This is a genomic window from Hoeflea sp. EC-HK425, from assembly GCF_902498795.1.
GTDB classification, from domain to species: Bacteria; Pseudomonadota; Alphaproteobacteria; order Rhizobiales; family Rhizobiaceae; genus Hoeflea; species Hoeflea alexandrii.
Window position 1 is genome coordinate 2919688 of record NZ_LR701572.1, and the last position, 19523, is coordinate 2939210.

At 61.9% G+C, this 19523-nt stretch carries 19 protein-coding genes and 1 pseudogene; 17 read left to right on the forward strand and 3 right to left on the reverse strand.

The window, feature by feature from the left end:
* Positions 1 to 72: 72 nt before the first annotated feature.
* Together SPHINGO391_RS16845 and SPHINGO391_RS16850 are read right to left on the reverse strand one after the other, a co-directional pair.
* Entirely contained in the window at positions 73 to 795 is a 723-nt protein-coding gene (locus tag SPHINGO391_RS16845) for a response regulator transcription factor (RefSeq protein WP_152009916.1), read from the reverse strand.
* Positions 776 to 2041, reverse strand: coding sequence for a sensor histidine kinase (locus tag SPHINGO391_RS16850; RefSeq protein ID WP_152009917.1), 1266 nt, complete (start codon positions 2039 to 2041; stop codon positions 776 to 778). The genes SPHINGO391_RS16845 and SPHINGO391_RS16850 overlap by 20 nt, the downstream gene beginning before the upstream one ends.
* A 275-nt stretch (positions 2042 to 2316) precedes the next feature.
* Between SPHINGO391_RS16850 and SPHINGO391_RS16855 the strand changes: the two genes are divergently transcribed.
* The 6 genes and pseudogenes from SPHINGO391_RS16855 to SPHINGO391_RS16880 all read left to right on the forward strand — a co-directional run.
* Positions 2317 to 3333 (forward strand): ABC transporter substrate-binding protein, encoded by a 1017-nt coding sequence (locus tag SPHINGO391_RS16855; RefSeq protein WP_152009918.1) that lies wholly within the window; start codon positions 2317 to 2319, stop codon positions 3331 to 3333.
* A 75-nt stretch (positions 3334 to 3408) separates the two neighbouring features.
* The gene (locus SPHINGO391_RS16860; RefSeq protein WP_152009919.1) at positions 3409 to 4863 is read left to right on the forward strand and encodes a sugar ABC transporter ATP-binding protein; all 1455 of its coding nucleotides are present in this window, start codon (positions 3409 to 3411) and stop codon (positions 4861 to 4863) included.
* The gene (locus SPHINGO391_RS16865; protein WP_152009920.1) at positions 4860 to 5807 is read left to right on the forward strand and encodes an ABC transporter permease; all 948 of its coding nucleotides are present in this window, start codon (positions 4860 to 4862) and stop codon (positions 5805 to 5807) included. Before SPHINGO391_RS16860 ends, SPHINGO391_RS16865 begins: the two co-directional genes overlap by 4 nt.
* Positions 5804 to 6754, forward strand: a complete 951-nt coding sequence (locus tag SPHINGO391_RS16870; protein ID WP_152009921.1) for an ABC transporter permease — start codon at positions 5804 to 5806, stop codon at positions 6752 to 6754. Before SPHINGO391_RS16865 ends, SPHINGO391_RS16870 begins: the two co-directional genes overlap by 4 nt.
* Before the next feature lie 14 nt (positions 6755 to 6768).
* The gene (locus tag SPHINGO391_RS16875; protein WP_152009922.1) at positions 6769 to 7683 is read left to right on the forward strand and encodes an SMP-30/gluconolactonase/LRE family protein; all 915 of its coding nucleotides are present in this window, start codon (positions 6769 to 6771) and stop codon (positions 7681 to 7683) included.
* Between the two features lie 128 nt (positions 7684 to 7811).
* Positions 7812 to 8048 (forward strand): annotated as a pseudogene (locus SPHINGO391_RS16880) (alcohol dehydrogenase catalytic domain-containing protein); the annotation flags it as partial.
* A gap of 26 nt (positions 8049 to 8074) precedes the next feature.
* Here the strand turns inward: SPHINGO391_RS16880 and SPHINGO391_RS16885 are convergent.
* The gene (locus SPHINGO391_RS16885; RefSeq protein ID WP_152009923.1) at positions 8075 to 9001 is read right to left on the reverse strand and encodes a LysR family transcriptional regulator; all 927 of its coding nucleotides are present in this window, start codon (positions 8999 to 9001) and stop codon (positions 8075 to 8077) included.
* Between the two features lie 109 nt (positions 9002 to 9110).
* Here SPHINGO391_RS16885 and SPHINGO391_RS16890 point away from each other — a divergent pair, with 109 nt between their 5' ends.
* Genes SPHINGO391_RS16890 through SPHINGO391_RS16940 form a run of 11 tightly spaced genes read left to right on the forward strand, consistent with a single transcriptional unit; the run spans position 9111 to position 19360 of the window.
* A complete protein-coding gene (locus SPHINGO391_RS16890) occupies positions 9111 to 9899 on the forward strand; it encodes an isochorismatase family cysteine hydrolase (RefSeq protein ID WP_152009924.1) in 789 nt (262 codons plus the stop codon).
* Positions 9896 to 10933, forward strand: coding sequence for an ABC transporter substrate-binding protein (locus SPHINGO391_RS16895; protein WP_152009925.1), 1038 nt, complete (start codon positions 9896 to 9898; stop codon positions 10931 to 10933). The genes SPHINGO391_RS16890 and SPHINGO391_RS16895 overlap by 4 nt, the downstream gene beginning before the upstream one ends.
* A gap of 9 nt (positions 10934 to 10942) precedes the next feature.
* Positions 10943 to 11737, forward strand: a complete 795-nt coding sequence (locus SPHINGO391_RS16900) for an SDR family oxidoreductase (RefSeq protein WP_152009926.1) — start codon at positions 10943 to 10945, stop codon at positions 11735 to 11737.
* A gap of 8 nt (positions 11738 to 11745) precedes the next feature.
* The gene (allB, locus tag SPHINGO391_RS16905; protein WP_152009927.1) at positions 11746 to 13164 is read left to right on the forward strand and encodes an allantoinase AllB; all 1419 of its coding nucleotides are present in this window, start codon (positions 11746 to 11748) and stop codon (positions 13162 to 13164) included.
* Positions 13161 to 13976: an ABC transporter ATP-binding protein gene (locus SPHINGO391_RS16910; protein WP_152009928.1), complete on the forward strand. Its 816-nt coding sequence runs from the start codon at positions 13161 to 13163 to the stop codon at positions 13974 to 13976. Before allB ends, SPHINGO391_RS16910 begins: the two co-directional genes overlap by 4 nt.
* An 8-nt stretch (positions 13977 to 13984) precedes the next feature.
* Positions 13985 to 14728: an ABC transporter permease gene (locus tag SPHINGO391_RS16915; protein ID WP_152009929.1), complete on the forward strand. Its 744-nt coding sequence runs from the start codon at positions 13985 to 13987 to the stop codon at positions 14726 to 14728.
* A gap of 38 nt (positions 14729 to 14766) precedes the next feature.
* Positions 14767 to 15762 carry an ABC transporter substrate-binding protein gene (locus SPHINGO391_RS16920; protein ID WP_152009930.1) on the forward strand — a complete coding sequence of 332 codons (996 nt, stop codon included), beginning with the start codon at positions 14767 to 14769 and terminating at the stop codon, positions 15760 to 15762.
* A 54-nt stretch (positions 15763 to 15816) separates the two neighbouring features.
* Entirely contained in the window at positions 15817 to 17265 is a 1449-nt protein-coding gene (locus tag SPHINGO391_RS16925; protein WP_152009931.1) for an amidohydrolase family protein, read from the forward strand.
* Complete coding sequence (locus SPHINGO391_RS16930) at positions 17265 to 18365, forward strand: ring-opening amidohydrolase (protein ID WP_152009932.1); 1101 nt, start codon at positions 17265 to 17267, stop codon at positions 18363 to 18365. The genes SPHINGO391_RS16925 and SPHINGO391_RS16930 overlap by 1 nt, the downstream gene beginning before the upstream one ends.
* Positions 18362 to 18775, forward strand: a complete 414-nt coding sequence (locus SPHINGO391_RS16935) for a DUF3830 family protein (protein WP_152009933.1) — start codon at positions 18362 to 18364, stop codon at positions 18773 to 18775. The genes SPHINGO391_RS16930 and SPHINGO391_RS16935 overlap by 4 nt, the downstream gene beginning before the upstream one ends.
* A 3-nt stretch (positions 18776 to 18778) precedes the next feature.
* Positions 18779 to 19360, forward strand: coding sequence for a TIGR00730 family Rossman fold protein (locus SPHINGO391_RS16940; protein WP_152009934.1), 582 nt, complete (start codon positions 18779 to 18781; stop codon positions 19358 to 19360).
* The last annotated feature ends 163 nt before the right edge of the window (positions 19361 to 19523 follow it).

Sequence of the window (19523 nt, forward strand, 5' to 3'; positions counted from 1 at the left end):
GACTGGGCATCGTAGCCCGGTCCCTGTTCCGCTCTCGTGAAGTCTCAACAGCAAAACGCCAGGTCACAAGGCCTATTTTGCATCAAGCCACTCCCTGAGTTCCGCCTCCGCCCTTTCGAGAGCACTGTAGTTGAGGAGTTTGCGCAGGAAGGCCACCGTGACCGACCGGGCTCGCAGATTGAAGCGGCCATCTTCGTTCTCGTCATTCGATGCCTGATAGACATCGAGCTTGTCGTAAAGGTTTTGCAGGCGGTTCTGGACGCTGCGCAGCGAAAGGTTGCGGCGCCTGGCAATGGTCCGGTCGGTCAGTCCGAGCGCGATGTCGACGAGGATCTCGTATTCGGAATCGGTGAAGCCGTTGGTCTGGCCCAGGCTTTTTTGCTGGAGGCCCCGCACCTCGCGGTCAATGACGCACTGGCTCTCGATGAAGATCGAGCGAAGCGCGAGCCGCAGCCTTTCATCGGAAGCTGATTTCAAGACGTAACCATAGGCGGCGCCGTCGGGAACGATGCGCGAAACACCTCTGACATAGGCCTCGTCCGAGTAATTCGACCAGAACAGGATGTGCGTCTCCGGCCGTTCCTTCCAGATCGTGCGCGCCGCCTCGATGCCATTGCGGGTCGCCATCTGCAGATCCATGACGATATGCGCGGATTTGTGGTCGCGGGCGAGCTTTTCCCCGGCCAACCCGTTTTCCGCCTCGATCACCGTGTCGCACTCGGGCAGGGCGGCAACCACCGCCTCGTGGAGATAGGTCCGATGCAACGGGTCGTCCTCAACGATCAGAACCTTCATACCGCCCCTCCCCAAGGCTTTCCACGCCGGCCGGCGGCGCAAGCGGCAGCACCACGCGGACCACGGTACCACGATTGTCGGGCCCCGACGCGATCGTGAACCGCGCGGAGATCAGCCGGGCGCGGGTCTGCATATTGTCGATGCCTCCACCGATCCGCTTTCGCGTTTTTGCGTGTCCGCTGCCGTCATCGGAAATCTCGATCAGCAGCCGCTCGTCATCCGCGTCGAGGCGGACCGTGATGGCAAGCGGGGCAGCGTGGCGCACCGCATTGTTGATCGCCTCCTGCGCTATGCGGAAAAGCGCGACGCTGACAGTGGGTTCCAACTTTTCCAGGATACCATGGGTTTCATCGGTGAGGCGCCACTCGGTGGTGGAGCCGGTGTCCCTCATCGATCGATCCAGGTGGTGCTCAATAGCCTGGGCGAGACCAAACAGCTGCAGGACGGAGGGCTTTGCCTGTTCGATGATATGCCGCAGATCCTGCATGCAGTGCTGCAGGGACCGCGAAACCGGCTCCAGCGCCTCCGGCGCCATTTCGCCTGCATGGGACAGGCGGTCGACGTGGCGGGCGAGGCGTGTCAGGTCAGCCAGTGTCTGGTCGTGCAGATCCATGCCGATGCGCTGACGCTCCTGCTCGAGCGCCTCGGTGAGTTTCAATGCGCCGAGCCTCAGCCCCTCTTCGCGCGCCCGCGCCTCGGCCTCGACGATAGCCGAGCGCTGGGCCTGTTCGGCGGCGCGCAAGGCGAAGAAATAGGGTGTCAGAAGGTCGGCGATGATGCGGGCGCGCTCGACATCCTCCATCGTGTAGATGCCGGCCTTCTGCGACGAACAGGAAAGTGCCGCGATGATCGTGCCCTGCACTTTCATCGGCACATGCAGGCGGCTTCTGAGCGATTGCTCGAAGATGGGTCGCTTGAAGGCGCCCTCGAAGTGGAAGCGCGGATCGGTCATGGCGTCATCGGCAAGCAAGTATTCCACTTCGCCCCAGAGCAGGGAGCGGATCGGGCTGTCGACAACCGGCGCGCCCACAAGCTCGCCCCAGGCAGTGTCGATTCCGGTCTCATAGGCCGTGTGGTAGTTGCCATCCTCAAGCAGCACGCAGACATCGAGATGATCGTGCGGCACGATATGGGCGACTTCGGCCGCGACAGAACAAATGGCTGAGCGAAAATCGAGCTGTCCCGCAAGCAGCCTGCAAATGCCCAAGTAATGATCGATCAGGGCTGCCGGTGCGAGATGCAGCATTGTCAGTTCCTCCCGAAACGGCAAGCTCCCTCCGCCGCCATCGCCTCGCCAGTAAGCGCCTGCGGAGGGGGCTCCGTCTTGCGTAAACCCGCAGGTTTTTGCGCAGAACCCGCAAACATCTTGCCGCCACGCGCCTGTACAGCCCCAAACGGCTTCAGCATACTGGCCTTACTGAGAGGAGGAAGCTCAGTGCAAGAACATTTTTTTGTTCAGGCTCATTGGGGGCCGGGATGAAGCGATCCGCCAATTTGGCGGGATCATCAGGGAGGAAAGACATGACAATTCGTAAGATGCTTCTGGCATCGGTCGCCGTCGCGTGCGCCGCCATGCCTGTTTCCGTATTCGCCGACACCGCCGACAAGAAGATCGCGCTCTCCAACAATTATGCCGGGAACTCCTGGCGCCAGGCCATGCTGACCAGCTGGGAGAAGGTGACCGGCGAGGCCGTGAAGACAGGCGTCGTTGCCGCCGCGGATGCCTTCACCACTGCTGAAAACCAGGCCACGGAACAGGCCGCCCAGATCCAGAACATGATCCTTCAGGGTTATGACGCGATCGTCATCAACGCTGCCTCGCCGACAGCGCTGAACGGCGCAGTCAAGGAAGCCTGCGATGCTGGCGTGACTGTCGTTTCCTTCGATGGCATCGTGACCGAACCCTGTGCCTGGCGGATCGCCGTCGACTTCAAGGAAATGGGGCGCAGCCAGGTCGAGTATCTCGCCGGAAAACTGCCCGATGGCGGCAATCTGCTGGAGATCCGCGGCCTCGCCGGCGTCTTCGTCGATGACGAGATCTCGGCCGGCATCCATGCCGGCGTCGAGGAATACCCGAAGTTCAAGATCGCCGGCTCGGTTCATGGCGACTGGGCGCAGGACGTCGCACAGAAGGCGGTTGCCGGCATCCTGCCGAGCCTGCCTGCACTCGTCGGCGTCGTCACCCAGGGCGGCGACGGCTATGGCGCGGCCCAGGCGATCGCCGCAACCGACCGGGAAATGCCGATCATCGTGATGGGCAATCGCGAAGACGAACTGAAGTGGTGGAAAGAGCAGAAGGACGCAAACAGCTACGAAACCATGTCGGTCTCGATCGCGCCCGGCGTCTCGACGCTGGCGTTCTGGGTCGCCCAGCAAATCCTCGACGGCAAGGACGTCAGCAAGGATCTCGTCGTGCCGTTCCTGCGCATCGACCAGGACAACCTCGAAGAAAACCTGGCCAATACCCAGGCCGGTGGCGTTGCCAATGTTGAATACTCGCAGGAAGATGCAATTCAGGTCATCGAAGCCGCGAACTGAACCTCCCGGTGACTGGCGTGCGGTCGCGAATGGCCGCGCGCTTTTCTTTCTTTATTCGATGAGACGACGGCGACCATGGCCAAAGACATGAAGAAGGCGGTGATCGAGGTTGATGGCGCCCGGGTCAGCTTCGGCGCCGTGAAGGCGCTCGACGGGGTGACGCTGAGCGTCATGCCGGGTGAATGTATCGGTCTCGTCGGGCACAACGGCGCCGGCAAATCGACACTCGTCAACGTGATCAATGGCGGCCTGACGCCGCAGCAAGGGACGGTCTCCAGCGATGGCGAGCGGCTCGACCGCTACAACATCACCATCGCGCGGGGACGGGGGATGCGCTGCGTCTTCCAGGAATTGTCTCTCTGCCCCAATCTTTCCATCGTCGAGAATACGCGCATCATGCACCATGAACTTGGCGGCTTCGGCTGGCGCGCGAAGGCCGCCAAGGTGATAGAGACAAGCCTGGATGCGGTGTTTCCGGGTCACAACATCGACAGCGGCCAGCCGGTGGGCGACCTGTCGATCGCAGAACGCCAGATGGTCGAAATCGCCATGGCCTTCTCCGATGCCGGCATTGCGCCGCGCATGGTCATCCTCGACGAGCCGACCTCATCCCTGGACGCGAGCCTCGCACGCCAGATGCTGGACCACGTCCGGCGTTTCGTTGCGAGCGGCGGCTCGGTCATCTTCATATCGCACATCCTGCACGAAGTTCTGGAAACCTCGGACCGCATCGTCGTCATGAAGGACGGCCGTGTCGTCGCCGAACGGCCGGCCACCGAGTTCGACCATCAGCGCCTGGTCGAGGCGATGGGAAGCGTGGCCAAGGAGGAGGCGTTTCAGCGGTCCGCCCGGGAACTTGCAGCCGCCCCGATCGTGCTCAGGCATCAGGCAGACGGCATTCCCTTCACCGCCCGTCAGGGCGAAATCATCGGGCTCGCCGGGCTTGCGGGACACGGGCAGACCGAGTTGCTGCTTGCCCTTCACGCCGTGCAATCGAACGCCTGGTGGCCGCGACGCGATCCGCTCGTAACCTTCGTCGCCGGTGACCGGCGTCTCAACGGAATCTTCGAACTTTGGAGCATCCTTCGCAATTTTTCCATAGCATCGCTGGCAGACCTGTCTCAGGGCGGCGTCGTCCGGACCGCCGAGGAAGCAGAGCGTGGAGCCGACTGGAAGCGGCGTATCGAGATCCGCACACAGGACGTGGACAACGGTATCCTTTCGCTCTCGGGCGGCAATCAGCAGAAGGTGCTTTTCGCACGCGCGCTTGCCACCCGGGCACCGGTGATCCTGATGGACGATCCCATGCGCGGCGTCGATGTCGGCACCAAGCAGGAAGTCTACGAGATCATCCGGCAGGAGGCAGCCAAGGGACGGACTTTTATCTGGTATTCCACCGAGATGGACGAGGTGCGGCTGTGCGACCGCGTCTATGTTTTCCGAGAGCGTGTCATCACGGCGGAACTCGTCGGCGACGATGTCAACGAGACCAACATCATCGCCGCCTCCTTCGAGGGAGTGGCAACATGAAGCTGCGTCTAACTTCGGATGCGATGCGGCTGGTGATTCCGGCGCTTTCGATGACGGTTTTGCTCGCAGCCGTCTTCTGGCTGCAGCCGCGGGCCATGAGCTATTTCGGGCTCAACCTTCTCTTGAACCTGGCAGTGCCGATCGCGCTGGCGACGATCGCCCAGATGCTGGTGATGGCGGTGAACGATCTCGATCTTTCAATCGGCGCCTTTGTCAGCTTCGTCGCCTGCGTGACGGCGACCTTCCTGCGTGACGCGCCGCTTGTCGGCACACTGATTCTTGCCGGCGCGGTGGGCATTTATGCACTGATAGGTGTCGTGATCTACCTGCGCAATCTGCCCTCGATCGTCGTGACGCTGGGGATGAGCTTTGTCTGGGCCGGGCTCGCGGTGCTGATGCTGCCGGCGCCGGGCGGGCAGGCGCCGGACTTGGTGCGCTGGCTGATGACCGTCAAGCCGCCGCTCATGCCGATGGCCATCGTCGCCAGCATCGTCATCGCCATCGTCGCGCATCTCATCGTCATGCGCTCGTCGCTGGGCGTTCTGATCCGTGGCGTTGGCGGCAACCAGCGCTCCGTGGAGCGTGCGGGCTGGTCGATAATTGCCGCGCGGGCTGCCGCCTACGGACTTGCCGGTGTGTTCGCGGTCGCCGCGGGCATTGCGCTGGTCGGGCTGACCACGTCGGCGGACGCCAATATCGCGCTGCGCTACACGCTGCTGTCGATTGCCGGCGTCATCCTCGGCGGCGGCGAGTTCACCGGCGGGCGCGTGTCGCCAATCGGCGCGGTCATCGGTGCACTTACGCTGACACTGGCGGGTTCGTTCCTGTCGTTCCTGCGCATCTCTCCGGACTGGCAGATCGGCGCGCAGGGCGCGATCCTGATCATCGTGCTGGCGCTGCGCCTTGTCTTCAACCGTGTCGAGAAACGGAGGGCGCAGCCATGATTTCCTTCGGCAATCTGGCAAGAAAGCCCTGGATCTGGTCATGGATCGCGGCCTTCCTGGTCTGGTTTGCGACGATCATGGTAACGGGTGGCGCAAGCACGCTGGGGCTCAGCCAGGCGGCACTTACCTTCGCCGCCTTCTCGATCATCGTGGGTATCGGACAGATGTTCGTCATCACGCTTGGCCCGGGCAACATCGACCTTTCGGTGCCCGCCACAATGACGCTGGCGGGCACGGTAGCGCTGAAGCTGATGAATGTCGAAAACGGCATGGTGGTGCCTGGCCTGCTTGTCGCGGTACTGATCGGCTTGGCGGTCGGCGTCGGGAACTACGCGCTGATCAAGGCGCTGCGGATTCCGCCGATCATCGCGACGCTTTCAATGAGCTTCATCGTGCAGTCGGCGGCGATCTGGACAAACCGGGGTCTGCGCATCAAGCCGCCGTCCGTCCTGGCGGATTTCACGACGTCCAGCACGTTGGGTGTCCCGAACGTCGCGCTGGTCGCGCTCGGCCTGTCGCTCATTGCCTGGGTACTTCTGGAAAAATCGGTCTATGGCCGCTGGATCTCGGCTATCGGCCAGAGCATGGCGGCCGCCCGCATGGCGGGCATTCCGGTCGATGGCGCGCGCTTTGTGACCTATCTGCTGTGCGCGGTGCTCGCATCGGTGGCCGGCTACCTGCTTGCCTGTTTCTCCGGCGGCGCGGCGCTCAACATGGGGGCGGAGTATCTGCTGATGTCGATCGCGGTCGTCGTCATCGGCGGCACGGCAGTCGCCGGCGGCTACTCCAACGTGCCCGGAATCTGGGGCGCATCGCTCTTCATGTTCCTGGTCGTCTCGATGCTCAACACCTACGGCATCGGCGCAGGTGTCCGCCTCATCATGACCGGGCTCATCATCATTAGCGTCATCATGCTCGCCGGCGGTCGCCGGACAGGCATGCGATAAAGAGAAAGACCGACATGGCAGAAGCCAGCATCTACGAAATCCATGACCCGCGCTTTAGGCACCTGATCGTGACAAGCGCGGGACTCGACGAGCTCTACTCCGGCTGCCGCTGGGCAGAAGGTCCGGTCTGGTTCAATGACGCCAACCAGCTGTTGTGGAGCGACATTCCAAACCAGCGCATGTTGCGATGGACGCCCGACGGCGGCGTTTCGGTCTACCGGGAGCCGTCGAACTTCGCCAATGGCCATACCCGTGACAGGCAGGGGCGTCTGATCTCGTGCGAGCATGGCACGCGCCGGGTCACGCGCACGGAGATAGATGGTTCGATTACCGTGCTTGCCGACAGTTTCGAAGGGGCACGGTTCAATTCGCCAAATGACGTCGTGGTCAAATCCGACGGCACTGTCTGGTTCACCGATCCCACCTACGGCATCCTGTCCGACTATGAAGGCTACCGCGCGGACCCCGAGCAGCCGACGCGCAATGTCTACCGCCTTGATCCCGCGACCGGCGAACTCACGGCCGTGGTGACGGACTTCGTCCAGCCCAACGGCCTCGTCTTCTCGCATGACGAAACCGTTCTCTACGTGGCCGATTCCGCGGCAAGCCATGACGACAGCCTGCCGCGGCACATCCGCGTCTTCGATGTGAAGGATGGCAAGCGGCTTGCCAATGGCCGCGTCTTCAGCGTGATCGACAACGGCATTCCGGACGGCGTCCGAACCGACATGAACGGAAATCTCTGGTCAAGTGCCGCGGACGGCGTTCACTGCTTCGATTCCTCCGGCAAGCTGCTCGGCAAGATCCTGGTGCCGCAGACGGTCGCCAACCTCACCTTCGGCGGCCCGAAGCGCAACCGCCTGTTCATTGCCGCCACCCGCTCGCTCTATTCTATCTATGTCACCGCGACCGGCGCCCAGGTTCCATGACTTGGGGGTGGCATGAGCATGGCGGTCAACACGTGGCTCATGTTTCTCGCAAACAGAAGAAGTGAAGTGTTTCCGAGCTGAGATTGGGAAAGGTCCATTCACCGGTGCTCGAACAGCGGTGCGCGGACTTGGGCACTGTTGCCACCACTCCGGGTAGCCATGAGCACCAAAACAGAAGTGCCAGGGCGCGGGTGCACATCCAACGGATCGGAATCTACGGCACCGACATCTCCGAAGGCAGCCATCCCTATCTGGCATATCCTCGGATCATGGGTCATGAACTGGCCGGCGAGACCATAGACGTGTCCGAAGGCCGCCGCTTTCCAATTGGCGATACCGTTGTTGGAAATCCCTGTCTTTCGTGTCGCGGACAAGCCTGCTGCGCGGTTCATCAATCCGATGATGGCCGGTATTCATCGGAGAGCGACAGGGTGATCTGTTCGACGAAACGGGACGCTGCGACCGGCAAGGCGCGGTTTCGTTTGAGGCCGAGCAGCAGCATTCCGCCCGTCACATCGCGCGTATCGATCTCGCGGCTGATGATGCCCCTCTCCTGCGGGGCTGACTGAGAAGCATCCGGCGCACCGATCTGGATCTGGAAGGTGATCGCGTCGGTCGTTGCCACATGGGCCATAAGGTACTCAAAGGAATCGCTCTGTACGATGGGCGGCTTCCTGAAGGTCTTGCCGTGGAGCGCGCGTTCGAGAAGCAACCGGCCGCTGAAGCCGCGCAGGGCGAGCGCGACGGGAAATTCATAACATTGCCTGAGACGCAGGATCTTGTGGCGGGCGAGCGGGTGGTCCCGCGCCATGATCGCTGCAAGGCGCTGTGGAACCGCCAGATGCACCTCGTAATCGGGCACGGTCTTCTCATCGAAAACCAGCGCGATATCCACCTGGAAGGCCTCCAGCGCTTCGGCGGCACGGCTGTGCTCCATGACCTGAACGTTGAAGGTCACCTCCGGATACCTGGCCTGGTAGCGGGCGATCTGGGCGGGCAGAAAATACGGCATGAGAGCCTGGCTGCAGCCAATGTTGACATGTCCGCGCCGCACGCCCGCAAGATCGGCGATCAGGGAATTGAGCCGCTCTGTGTCGGCAAGCGTCTGGCGGATGTGCTGGATGGCCATTTCACCGGCGGCATTGAGCCGGACACCCTTGCTGGTGCGCTGGAAAATCTCGTAGCCGAGTTCGTCTTCATAGTTTTGCAATCGGCGCTGAACGGCGGAGGGCGTCTGATTCACCTGTTCAGCCGCGGAGCGGATGGAACCCGTGCGTGCGATGGCATCGATCATGCGAAAGGTGACGAGGTGTTTCATGGCATCTTACTGTAACACGCGTTGCGTTTTGAGCAACGCGGCTGAGAAAATTTAGCACAAGACAGCTACGCAGCTACGCGTCAACACTCTGCCCGAACAGGAGAGTGGCGTGCGCAGTTTTAATGACAGACAGAGACGCAGTGATCGTTGGGCGCGGGATGCGTCCGGGATCAGCCTCGTGCGCCCGGCTGTCGAACCACAGCCGGTCAGGTTTGCCGCCGAGCCTGAGCCGATAGAGATCGACCTGGCGCGCTCCGCCCTGATCATCGTCGACATGCAGAACGACTTTCTTGAGGCCGAAGGCTGGTTTGCAGCGGTTCGCAACGCGGAGGTCGCACCGCTTGGCGGCATCATTCCGCGGATCAACGCACTGTCTTCAGCCTTCCGCGGTGCAGGCGCGCCGGTGATCCATCTCAACTGGGGCATACGCGCCGATGTGGCCAACCTGCCAGCCAATGTTGTCGACAAGGGATCGTCGTGCGGGCAGATCCCGGGCTACGGGGACACGATCGGATCCGGCGATGTGCTGGTTGAAGGAAGCTGGGGGTCGGCCAGCGTTCCGGCAATCGATCAGGCCGATACCGACATCACCGTGTTCAAGCATCGGCTGTCAGGCTTCCAGGACAACGAGCTGGATCAGATCCTGCGCCGTCTCGGCATCACGACGGTCTTCTACACCGGCGTGAACCTCGACCGCTGCGTCTTTGCCACCCTGATGGACGGATGTTTCCAGGGCTACGACGCGGTGCTGGTCGAAGACGCCACGACGACTGTATCGCCCGGCCATGTCAGCGACGCCATCCTCTACCTGATCCGGCTGCTCTACGGCTTTACCACCAGGACCCAAGCGCTTCTCAACGCAATCGCAACCAAGACCGACATTGGAGAGACAGCATGACCATTACACGACGCCGTTTCACACAACTCGCCGCAGCAGGGCTTGCAACGGGCCTGGCTTCGCCCGCCCTCGGCCAGAGCAAGACCAAGCTGAACATGATTCTCAACTGGACCTACCAGGGACCGCAATCCTGGTTTTTCCTGGCCCAGGACAACGGCTATTTCGACGAGGTCGGGATCGACCTGACAATCGACCAGGGCAAGGGCTCCGGTGCTGCTGTGGGCCAGGTCGCAGGCGGCGCCTACGACGTGGGCTTCGGCGACGTCAACGCGTTGATCCGCCTGGCCGGAAACACCACCGAAGAGACGCCGATCTGTGTCTACCAGATGTACAACAAGCCGCCGTTCACGGTGGCGGTGCTTTCGAAATCCGACATCAAGACCGCAGCTGATCTTCAGGGACGCAAGCTCGGCGGTGCCGCCAATGACGGCGCGCTAAAGCTTTTCCCGGCCTTCGCCAATGTCGCCGGACTGGATACCGGGGGCATCGAGATCCTCAACTTCCAGTCCAATCTTCGAGAGCAGATGCTGAAATCCGAACAGGTCGAGGGCGTGTTCGGATACGTCAACACGATCAGGTTCTCGGCCAAGCTTTCGGGCATGAACCCCGACGAGGACATCCGCTTCATCAATTTCGGCGATTACGGCATGGACCTCTATTCGAACGGGATCATCCTGTCGAAAAAGCTGGTTGCTGAAAACCCGGAGCTGGTGAAGGGCATGGTCTGGGCGATCAACAAGGGTGTGCAGGACACCCTTGCCGATCTGGACGCGGCCGTCGAATCCGTCGCCAGGCGCGAACCGCTGATCAACAAGGCGGTCGAGAAAGAACGGCTAATCGCGACCCTCCAGGACGAGATGAACCATCCGGAGCTGGCAGAAACCGGCCTGGGCGCCGTGAGTCCGGACCGTTTCAAGGAATCGATCGATCTGGTGGTCAAGGCAGACGGCCTGGAGCGTACCCCGGCCGCGTCGGAGATCTTTACCGACGCGTTTTTGCCGTCGGCCGACGAACGCATCTACAAGCTGCTCTGAGATCCGCGAATGGACCTTCAACTCAAAGACAAGATCGTGGTGGTCACCGGCCCGGCCAAGGGCATGGGTGCCGCGATCTCCCTGGGGTTCGCGCGTGAAGGCGCGAACCTCGCCCTGCTCGGCCGTGATACCGGTGCGATCGAGCCTGTTGCCGGCGAGGCCAGGGCGATGGGGGTTCAGGCAGAGATCTTCTCCTGTGACGTGACCGATCCGGATGCGGTCGAAGCCGCGATTGCAAACGTCCTGGAAAGATATGATGGCCGGATCGACATCCTGGTCAATGTAGCCGGAGGCACGGGCCCGATCGGGAAGAGCGGCGTGGAGACTTCAGCCCGCGAATTCGACGAGATCATCCACCTCAACATGCGCGGCCCGTTCAACCTCATCCGGGCGGTGGCCCCGACGATGCAACGCCAGCGCAGCGGCAAGATCGTCAATGTGGGGGGAACCTTCGGCCTGCGCGGGCGCGCCATGCGGATGGCTTACTCCAGCTCGAAATGGGGGCTGCGCGGCATCACAAAGAGTTTCGCGCTGGAGCTTGGACCCGACAACATCAATGTCAACCTGGTTGCGCCGGGCATGGTCGAAGGTCCGCGCTTTCGCACCAAGGTCGTCCCCCAGGTCGCGGCCCAACACGGCATCTCCGAGGACGAGGCCGCAGAACTGCACGCCAGCGATTACGCGCTGGCGCGTATCAGCACCGACGAGGACATCGCGGCTGCGACACTGTTCCTTGCCTCTGAACAATCGCGCCAGATCACCGGGGTCGACCTGCCGGTCGACGGTGGCTGGGCAGCACTCTAGGGACTTCCATGACGGATCTCATTCTCAAAGGCGGCACCGTCGTTCATGAAAACGGACGCGAAACAGCCGACATCGCGATCACCGGAGAGCTGATCTCCGCCATTGGCGCCCCCGGAACCTTGGGTGATGCCCTGGAGGTGGTCGATGTGAGCGGCCATCATCTGATCCCGGGCGGCATCGACATGCATGTGCATTTTCGCGAGCCGGGGTACACCCACAAGGAAGACTGGGGCACAGGCACGCAGGCTGCGGCTATGGGCGGAGTGACCACGGTCTTCGAGATGCCCAACACCAACCCGCCGACGCGCTCGGTCACCGAACTGCGACAAAAGCAGGAATGCGCCCGCAAGGCCTGCGTCGATTTTGGCCTCTACGGACTTCTGGCAGAGGACAATATCGACGAGATCCCCGGCTTGATCGAGGCCGGGGCCAACGCGTTCAAATGCTTCATGGGCAACACGTTCGGCAACCTGCCTTCGCCCTCCACCGGTGCAATGCTTGAAGGGTTCGAGCTGATTGCAGCATCCGGCCTACGGATCTCGCTGCATGCGGAAACCGCGTCGATCATGGCCTGGCGGCAGGCCAAACTCGAAGCCGCGGGGCTGAGCGCGCCGCTCCACCACATAGCTGCCCGGCCTGAAGTCGTGGCGATCGAGGCGGTCGCCCGCGCAGCCATCCTTGCCGAGTGGACCGGGGCACGCATCCACGTGCTGCATATCTCGTCGGCCGGAGAACTGCGTCCCCTCGCCGAGGCCAAGGCGCGCGGCGTCGATGTGACCGGAGAGACCTGCCCCTGTTATCTCTTCCTCGACAGCCGCGATTACGACCGGCTGGGCAGCATCATCCGGGTCAACCCACCGGTGCGGGAAGAGAAAGATTCCAAAGCCATCTGGGACGCCTTGCAGTCGGGCGTGGTCGACATGATCGCGACCGACCACGCGCCGCATACGCCTGAGGAAAAGCGGAAAGACATTATCTGGCAGGCCGATTGCGGCTTTCCCGGCGTGGAGACCCAGATGCCGCTGATGCTCACCGAAGTTGTCGCCGGTCGGATGACGCTCGAGCATTATGTGCGGATCTCGTCAGCCAATCCGGCCCGCGCATTCGGGCTTTATCCGATGAAGGGACGCTTGGCGGTCGGCGCGCATGCCGATATCGCAGTTCTCGACATGGCGCGCGAGGAAATCGTGCAGGCCGCGCGGCTTCACAGCCGCGGCAAGATCACGCCGTTCGAGGGACGCAAGACGATCGGGGCGCCGGTGCACACACTGGTGCGCGGCTGTTTTGTCCAGCGCGACAGGATGCTGGTGCCGGACATGGCCGGACACGGCAGACAGGTTACCGACATCCAGTCCATGCCCGAAGCAAAACCAAAAAACATCGAGATGAGCCTCGCTCATCTGCTCAGCGCGGGTGCCGTGACATGAGTATGGCCCGGTTTGTCGAACTCGAGAATGTCGGCGTGACGTTTGGCCAGGGGCCGGAGCAGACCGAAGCCTTGCAGCCAACCAGCCTGACTGTCGAGCGAGGCGATTTCCTGGCCTTTGTCGGGCCCTCCGGCTGTGGGAAATCGACCATCCTGAAACTTGTCAGCGAGCTGTTGCGGCCGACAACGGGCAACATCTTTTTTGGCGGACGCGAATTGGGTGCCAAGCCGGTGCGGGTGGGCATGGCGTTTCAGAGCGCATCGCTGCTGCCTTGGATGTCGGTTCGCGACAATGTGATGCTTCCGCTCAAGATCGTACCGCCGTTCAAGTCCGGTTTTCGCAGCAAGAAGAACGGCGAATACCGGGACCGGGCAGACGCGCTGCTTGCGCAGGTTGGTCTCGAGGACTTTGCCGACAAGAGCCCGTGGCAGCTTTCGGGTGGCATGATGCAAAGGGCAAACCTGTGCCGTGCGCTGATTCACGATCCCGATATCCTGCTGCTCGATGAACCATTCGGCGCGCTGGATCAGTTCACCCGCGAAGAGCTTTGGCAGACGCTGCAGGACCTCTGGATCGACCGGAAATCAACGGTGATGCTAGTCACCCACGATCTGCGCGAGGCCGCCTACCTGGCAAACCGTATCTGCGTCATGAGCCCGCGACCGGGCCGCATCATCGATGACCGGCAAGTGAGTTTCGCCCGCCCGCGCCCGATAGACCTGACCTTTGATCCTGATTTTGTCACGCTGGTTCAGGACTTGCGAGGCCTCATCGTCCATGCCCCGAACGTCAAGAAGGTAGACGCGACATGAAGCCGACGATGCGTAAATTTGCGCCGACCATCCTGATCATCGGAGTGTTCGTTTTCTGGGAACTCTTCTGCCTCTTGGCTGGGATTTCGGAACTTGTGCTTCCTCGTCCGACACGGATCCTCGCGGCCTTTTTCGAGTACGCGCCCGCAATCATGCCGCACGCCTGGCAGACCCTCTACACCACGCTTGTGGGCTTCTCGTTCGGAGTGATGATCGGGCTTTCCCTCGGCGTTCTGATCGGCTCTTCGAAACTGGCCTATGACACCGCCTATCCATTGCTGGTGGGGATCTCCTCGATCCCCAAGGTGGCGGTTGTCCCGATCCTGGTGTTGTGGTTTGGCGCAGGCACGGTGCCTGCAATCCTGACGGCGATGATCATCTGCATCTTCCCGATCGTCGTCAACGTCTCCACCGGCATTGCCACGGTTGAGCCGGAACTCGAAGACGTCATGCGCTCACTCAAGGCAAAGCGCTGGGAGATGCTCTGGAACGTCGGCCTGCCCCGGTCGATGCCCTACTTCTTTGCCTCCCTGAAAGTGGCGATCACCCTGTCCTTCGTAGGCTCGGTCATTGCCGAGACCGTCGCCTCCAACAAGGGCGTCGGCAACATGATGCTTATCGCCTCTTCCTCCTTCAACGTGCCGCTCGTCTTCGCAGGCCTGATGATCCTCGCGGTCATGGGGATCACGCTTTACGCGATCTTCTCGGTGGTCGAACGGCGGATGGTCGGATGGGCGCTTCGCAAACAGTAGACCGAGAAAACCACCGCCAACCAACCGGAGATCTGAAAATGAAAAGATTGCTGACTGCGGCTTTTGCCGTAATTTCGATGACGGCATCCGCCGGTGCCGCCGATATCCCGATCAAGTTCACGCTCGACTGGAAGATCCAGGGTGTGCACAGCTGGTTCTACCTGGCCAAGGAGAAGGGCTACTTTGCCGCCGAGGGTCTGGACGTCACCATCGACCAGGGCGAAGGCTCGGCCGCGACCGTCACGCGCATCATGTCGGGTGCCTATGACGCCGGCTTCGGCGACATGAATGCGATCATCCAGAATGCCGCGACCAATCCGGATGAAGCCCCGGTGATGGTTTACCAGATCTACAACCAGCCACCGTTTGCGGTTCTGACCAAGGCGGGCGGAAAAGTCGAAAGCCTTTCCGGTCTTGAAGGTCTCAAGGTCGGTGGCCCCGCCGGTTCCGCCTCGACCAAGCTGTTTCCCGCATTGGCGGAAGCCGCCGGTTTCGATGCGGCAAAGGTCGAGATCATCAATGTCGCGCCCAACCTGCAGGAACAGATGCTGATCCAGGACCAGGTGGATGCGAGCCTCGTCTTCAACGTGACCAGCTACCTCAATATTCTGGGCCAGAACATGGACCCGGACGAGGACTTCAAATGGTTCCCCTATGGCGAAGCCGGGCTGGATATCTATTCCAATGGCGTGATGGTCTCGCCAAAACTCCTGAACGACCATCCAGACGCGGTGAAGGGACTGGTTTCGGCCATCGCCAAGGCCATGGCTGACGTGATCGCAAATCCCGCAGAAGGCATCGACATCATCGTCAAGACCGAGCCGCTTTCCAATGGCGCACTTGAAATGAAGCGGATGGAGTTTGCCTTGAACAATCTGATCTATTCCGATGAAACCAAGGCCAACGGCATCGGCACAGTCGACCCGGAAAGACTGACGCGGTCGATTGCCGTCATCCAGAAACTTTACGACCTGCCCAATGCGCCCGAAGCGAGTGCCGTTTTCAACGATGGATTTCTGCCGGCCACGCAATAACCGTTCTCAACCCAACTCCCCGGGGCAAGGCCCCGGGGTGACCCCGGGATCATCATGGATACCACTATCATCACAGTCGAGGCTGCACTCGCCGGCGCGGATTATTCGCTCACCGGTCCCTGCGAAATCCTCGTTTCAGGCGGGCTGATCAAAGCGATCCGCCCTGCCGCCATGACAACGCAAGCGCCGCGCCTGCTGGCCATACCCGCGCTTGCGGATGCGCACAATCACGCTCGACCGCTATCGACCACGTCATTCGGCTGCGGCAACAAACCTCTGGAAACATGGCTGCCCCAGCTTGCCGTCATGCCATCCGTCGATCCCTACACGGCCGCGGCCGCATCTTTTGCCCGCTCGCTGCGCGGTGGCGTGACCTCGATCATGGTGCACCTGACGCGCGCGATCGGGCTGACACCGCTGACCGAAGAAGCCCGTGAAATCGCCCGGGCCGCGCATGATGTCGGCGTTTCGATCGGCTTTGCCATTGCCATGCGCGACCGCAATCCGCTGATCTATGGTGATGATGCCGAGATCCTTAACCGGCTGGACCTGTCCGAGCGCGATCTCGTCAGGCAAACCTGGCTCCGGCCGCTGCCCCCGGTCAGCGAGCAGATGGCGCTCGTCGATGCCGTTGCCGATGCGGTTTCGGACATGCCCGGCCATATCGATGTTCAATATGGCCCGACCGGCGTGCAATGGTGCTCCGGGGAACTGCTGCAGGCGATCGCCAGGGCCTCCAAACAGACCGGGCGGCGGATCCATATGCACCTTCTGGAAACAAAGCCGCAAAGGGTCTGGGCGGATGGCGCCTACCCCTACGGAATCGTATCCTTTCTCGATCAGATCGGCCTGCTGTCGCCGCGGCTGACGCTGGCCCATTGCGTCTGGGCGCGGCCGGAGGAACTGGCTTTGATCGCTGGTGCGGGTGCGCGGATCGCGGTCAATGCTTCGTCAAACCTGCATCTGTACTCCGGCATAGCCCCGGTGCCCGATATGCTGTCTGCGGGGGTGTCGGTAGCCATGGGCCTCGACGGCTGCGCGCTTGACGAGGACGACGATGCGCTCAGAGAGATGCGGCTGTTTCATTTGCTCAATCATGCTGCGGGATTCAGCGACGGCGGATTGACCCGTCAAACCGCGTTGCATGCGGCATGCGCTGCGGGTCGTGCGGGCCTGGGTCTCGGCCCCGGCGGCGTCCTTGCCGCCGAACTGCCGGCCGACATCCTGCTTCTCGATCTCGCGGCTCTTGACCGGGACGCGTTGATGCCGGTGAACCCCACGGATTACCTCTTCGCTCGTGCCGGTCAGGCGCATATCGTGGAGGCTTACTCAAGAGGCCGCAAGGTTTTGTCCAATGGCACCGTGCTCGGGGTCGACCTTCCCGCGCTCGAAACCAGTTTGCGCGCCGCCTATCGAGACGGCCTGCCGGAAAAGGCGCCCCTTGTTGCCGCCTGGCCCAAGATCGAGGCGGCAATCGGCAGCTTCTACCGGGGCTGCTGCTGATGCCGGGTGAAGCTCAGGTCTTTCGCCTGCCCATGAGCGGGCCTGACGACGTGTCCGGGATCGTGTCGCTGATCACAGACGGCAGCCTCGACCCGGCGCAGATCATTGCGATCCTTGGCAAGACCGAGGGCAATGGCTGCGTCAACGATTTCACCCGCGGCTATGCCACGCAATCCCTGCGCGCCATGCTGGCCACATATCTCGGCGAGGCGGAGATCGCGCGGATACCGCTGGTGATGTCCGGCGGCACCGAGGGCGGACTGTCACCGCACTGGATCGTTCTGAGCCGGACCGGAGGGACTGGTTCAGTACAGACCGAAACAGAGGCCCCGGCACTGGCGATGGCCGGCGTGATCACCCGCCCGCTCGATCCGCGCGAAATCGGTCGCAGCGAGCAGGCGGAACTGGTGCGCACCGCTGTGCTGGAAGCGATGACAGCGGCTGATATTTCAGGGCCCGATGATGTCCATTTTGTTCAGATCAAGTGTCCGCTGCTGACATCCAAGCGGGCCAATTCCATCGGCGGCGACGTTGCGACGGACAACATGCTTAAGTCGATGGGGCTGTCCCGCGGCGCCTCAGCACTTGGCGTGGCGCTGGCGCTTGGCGAAATCGACACCCTCACCGATGCACAGATCGGGAGCGACATGTCGCTTTGGTCGAGCCGGGCCTCCTGCTCGGCCGGGATCGAGCTGATGGCCTGCGAGGTCGTCGTGCTTGGTCTGTCACGGCAGTGGTCCGGTCCCTTGAGGATCGGTCACAACGTCATGCAGGATGCGATCGATGCCCCGGCAGTCGCCCGTCTTTTAGCACAGGCCGCACCGGGCACTGGCCTGCAGCAGGCTCAAGCCAGTCTGATCGCGGTTCTTGCCAAGGCGGAAGCCTCGGGCTCTGGCCAGATCCGCGGCAAGAGGCACACGATGCTCGAGGACAGCGACATTTCCTCCACCCGACACGCGCGCGGCTTTGTCGGCGGGCTATTGGCAGGACTCATCGGCCATACCGAGCTTTTCGTCTCCGGCGGCGCGGAACACCAGGGCCCCGATGGCGGCGGACCGGTGGCCATCATTTACACATCACTGAAAGGAACAGATGCATGACCAAGCTTATTGTCCGGGCCGGAGATTTCGTCTTCGGCGGCCATCTCGAGGAAGAGGCCGCTCCCGCAACGACTGCCGCCTTCAAGGCGCTGCTACCCTACAAGGGCAAGATCGTGCATGTACGCTGGTCCGGCGAAGGGGTCTGGATTCCACTGGGCGACACGAATTTCGGCGTCGGCTACGAGAACCACACCAGCCACCCCGCGCCCGGACACATCATCCTCTATCCCGGCGGCATCAGCGAAACCGAGATCCTGCTGGCCTATGGCGGCGTAGATTTTTCATCGAAAATGGGACAACTGGCGGGCAACCATTTCATCACGCTGACCTCGGGACTGGAAAACCTGATGACGCTCGGCAATGCGGTTCTCTGGAAGGGCGCGCATGACATCTCGTTTGAAATCGCCTGATCAATGACTGGCCGCGCCATCAAGACGATCGCGGTTTACTGCGGCTCGAACACCGGACAGGGAGATGTCTACCTGCGGGCCGCAGATGCGCTCGGGCGCCATTTGGCAAAATCCGGTATCGGGATCGTATATGGCGGCACCCACAAGGGACTGATGGGGGCCCTGGCAGACGCGGCCATCGCGGAGGGCGGGATGGTTCACGGCGTAATCACCGAGCGGCTGCGCGACAAGGGCCACCTGCATGAACAACTGTCCCGGCATGAAATCCTGCCGACGATGAAGGAACGCAAGCACCGCATGATGGAGCTTGCCGACGCCTTCATCGCCCTGCCGGGAGGTATCGGAACCCTCGAGGAGTTCATGGAAGTCTGGACCCTGAACCAGCTCGGCGAGTTTGAAAAACCCGCCGGGCTGTTCAGTGTCGACGGCTACTACGAGCCATTCATGGGTTTCATCGACCACATGATTTCACAGGCCTTCCTGCCGGCCGCGCACCGGAACTCGATCGTGCTGGCTTCCGATCCCAGGAGTCTGCTCGACGGGCTGATCAATTTTCGCAGAATAGATGTGCCGAAGTGGATGTAGGCAGGCCATCCCGGAGTTTCCGATCACACTGTTTGTGTGTTGCTGCTGCCTGAGAACCTGGTTGAGACCAGGCCGCTCATGCAGGTCTTTTGCACAGGGCTCTCGGAGCCTGTCCTGTAAGGCTTGCCGGGACAAGCAACCTTTTACGGCGCTATGTCAGGGT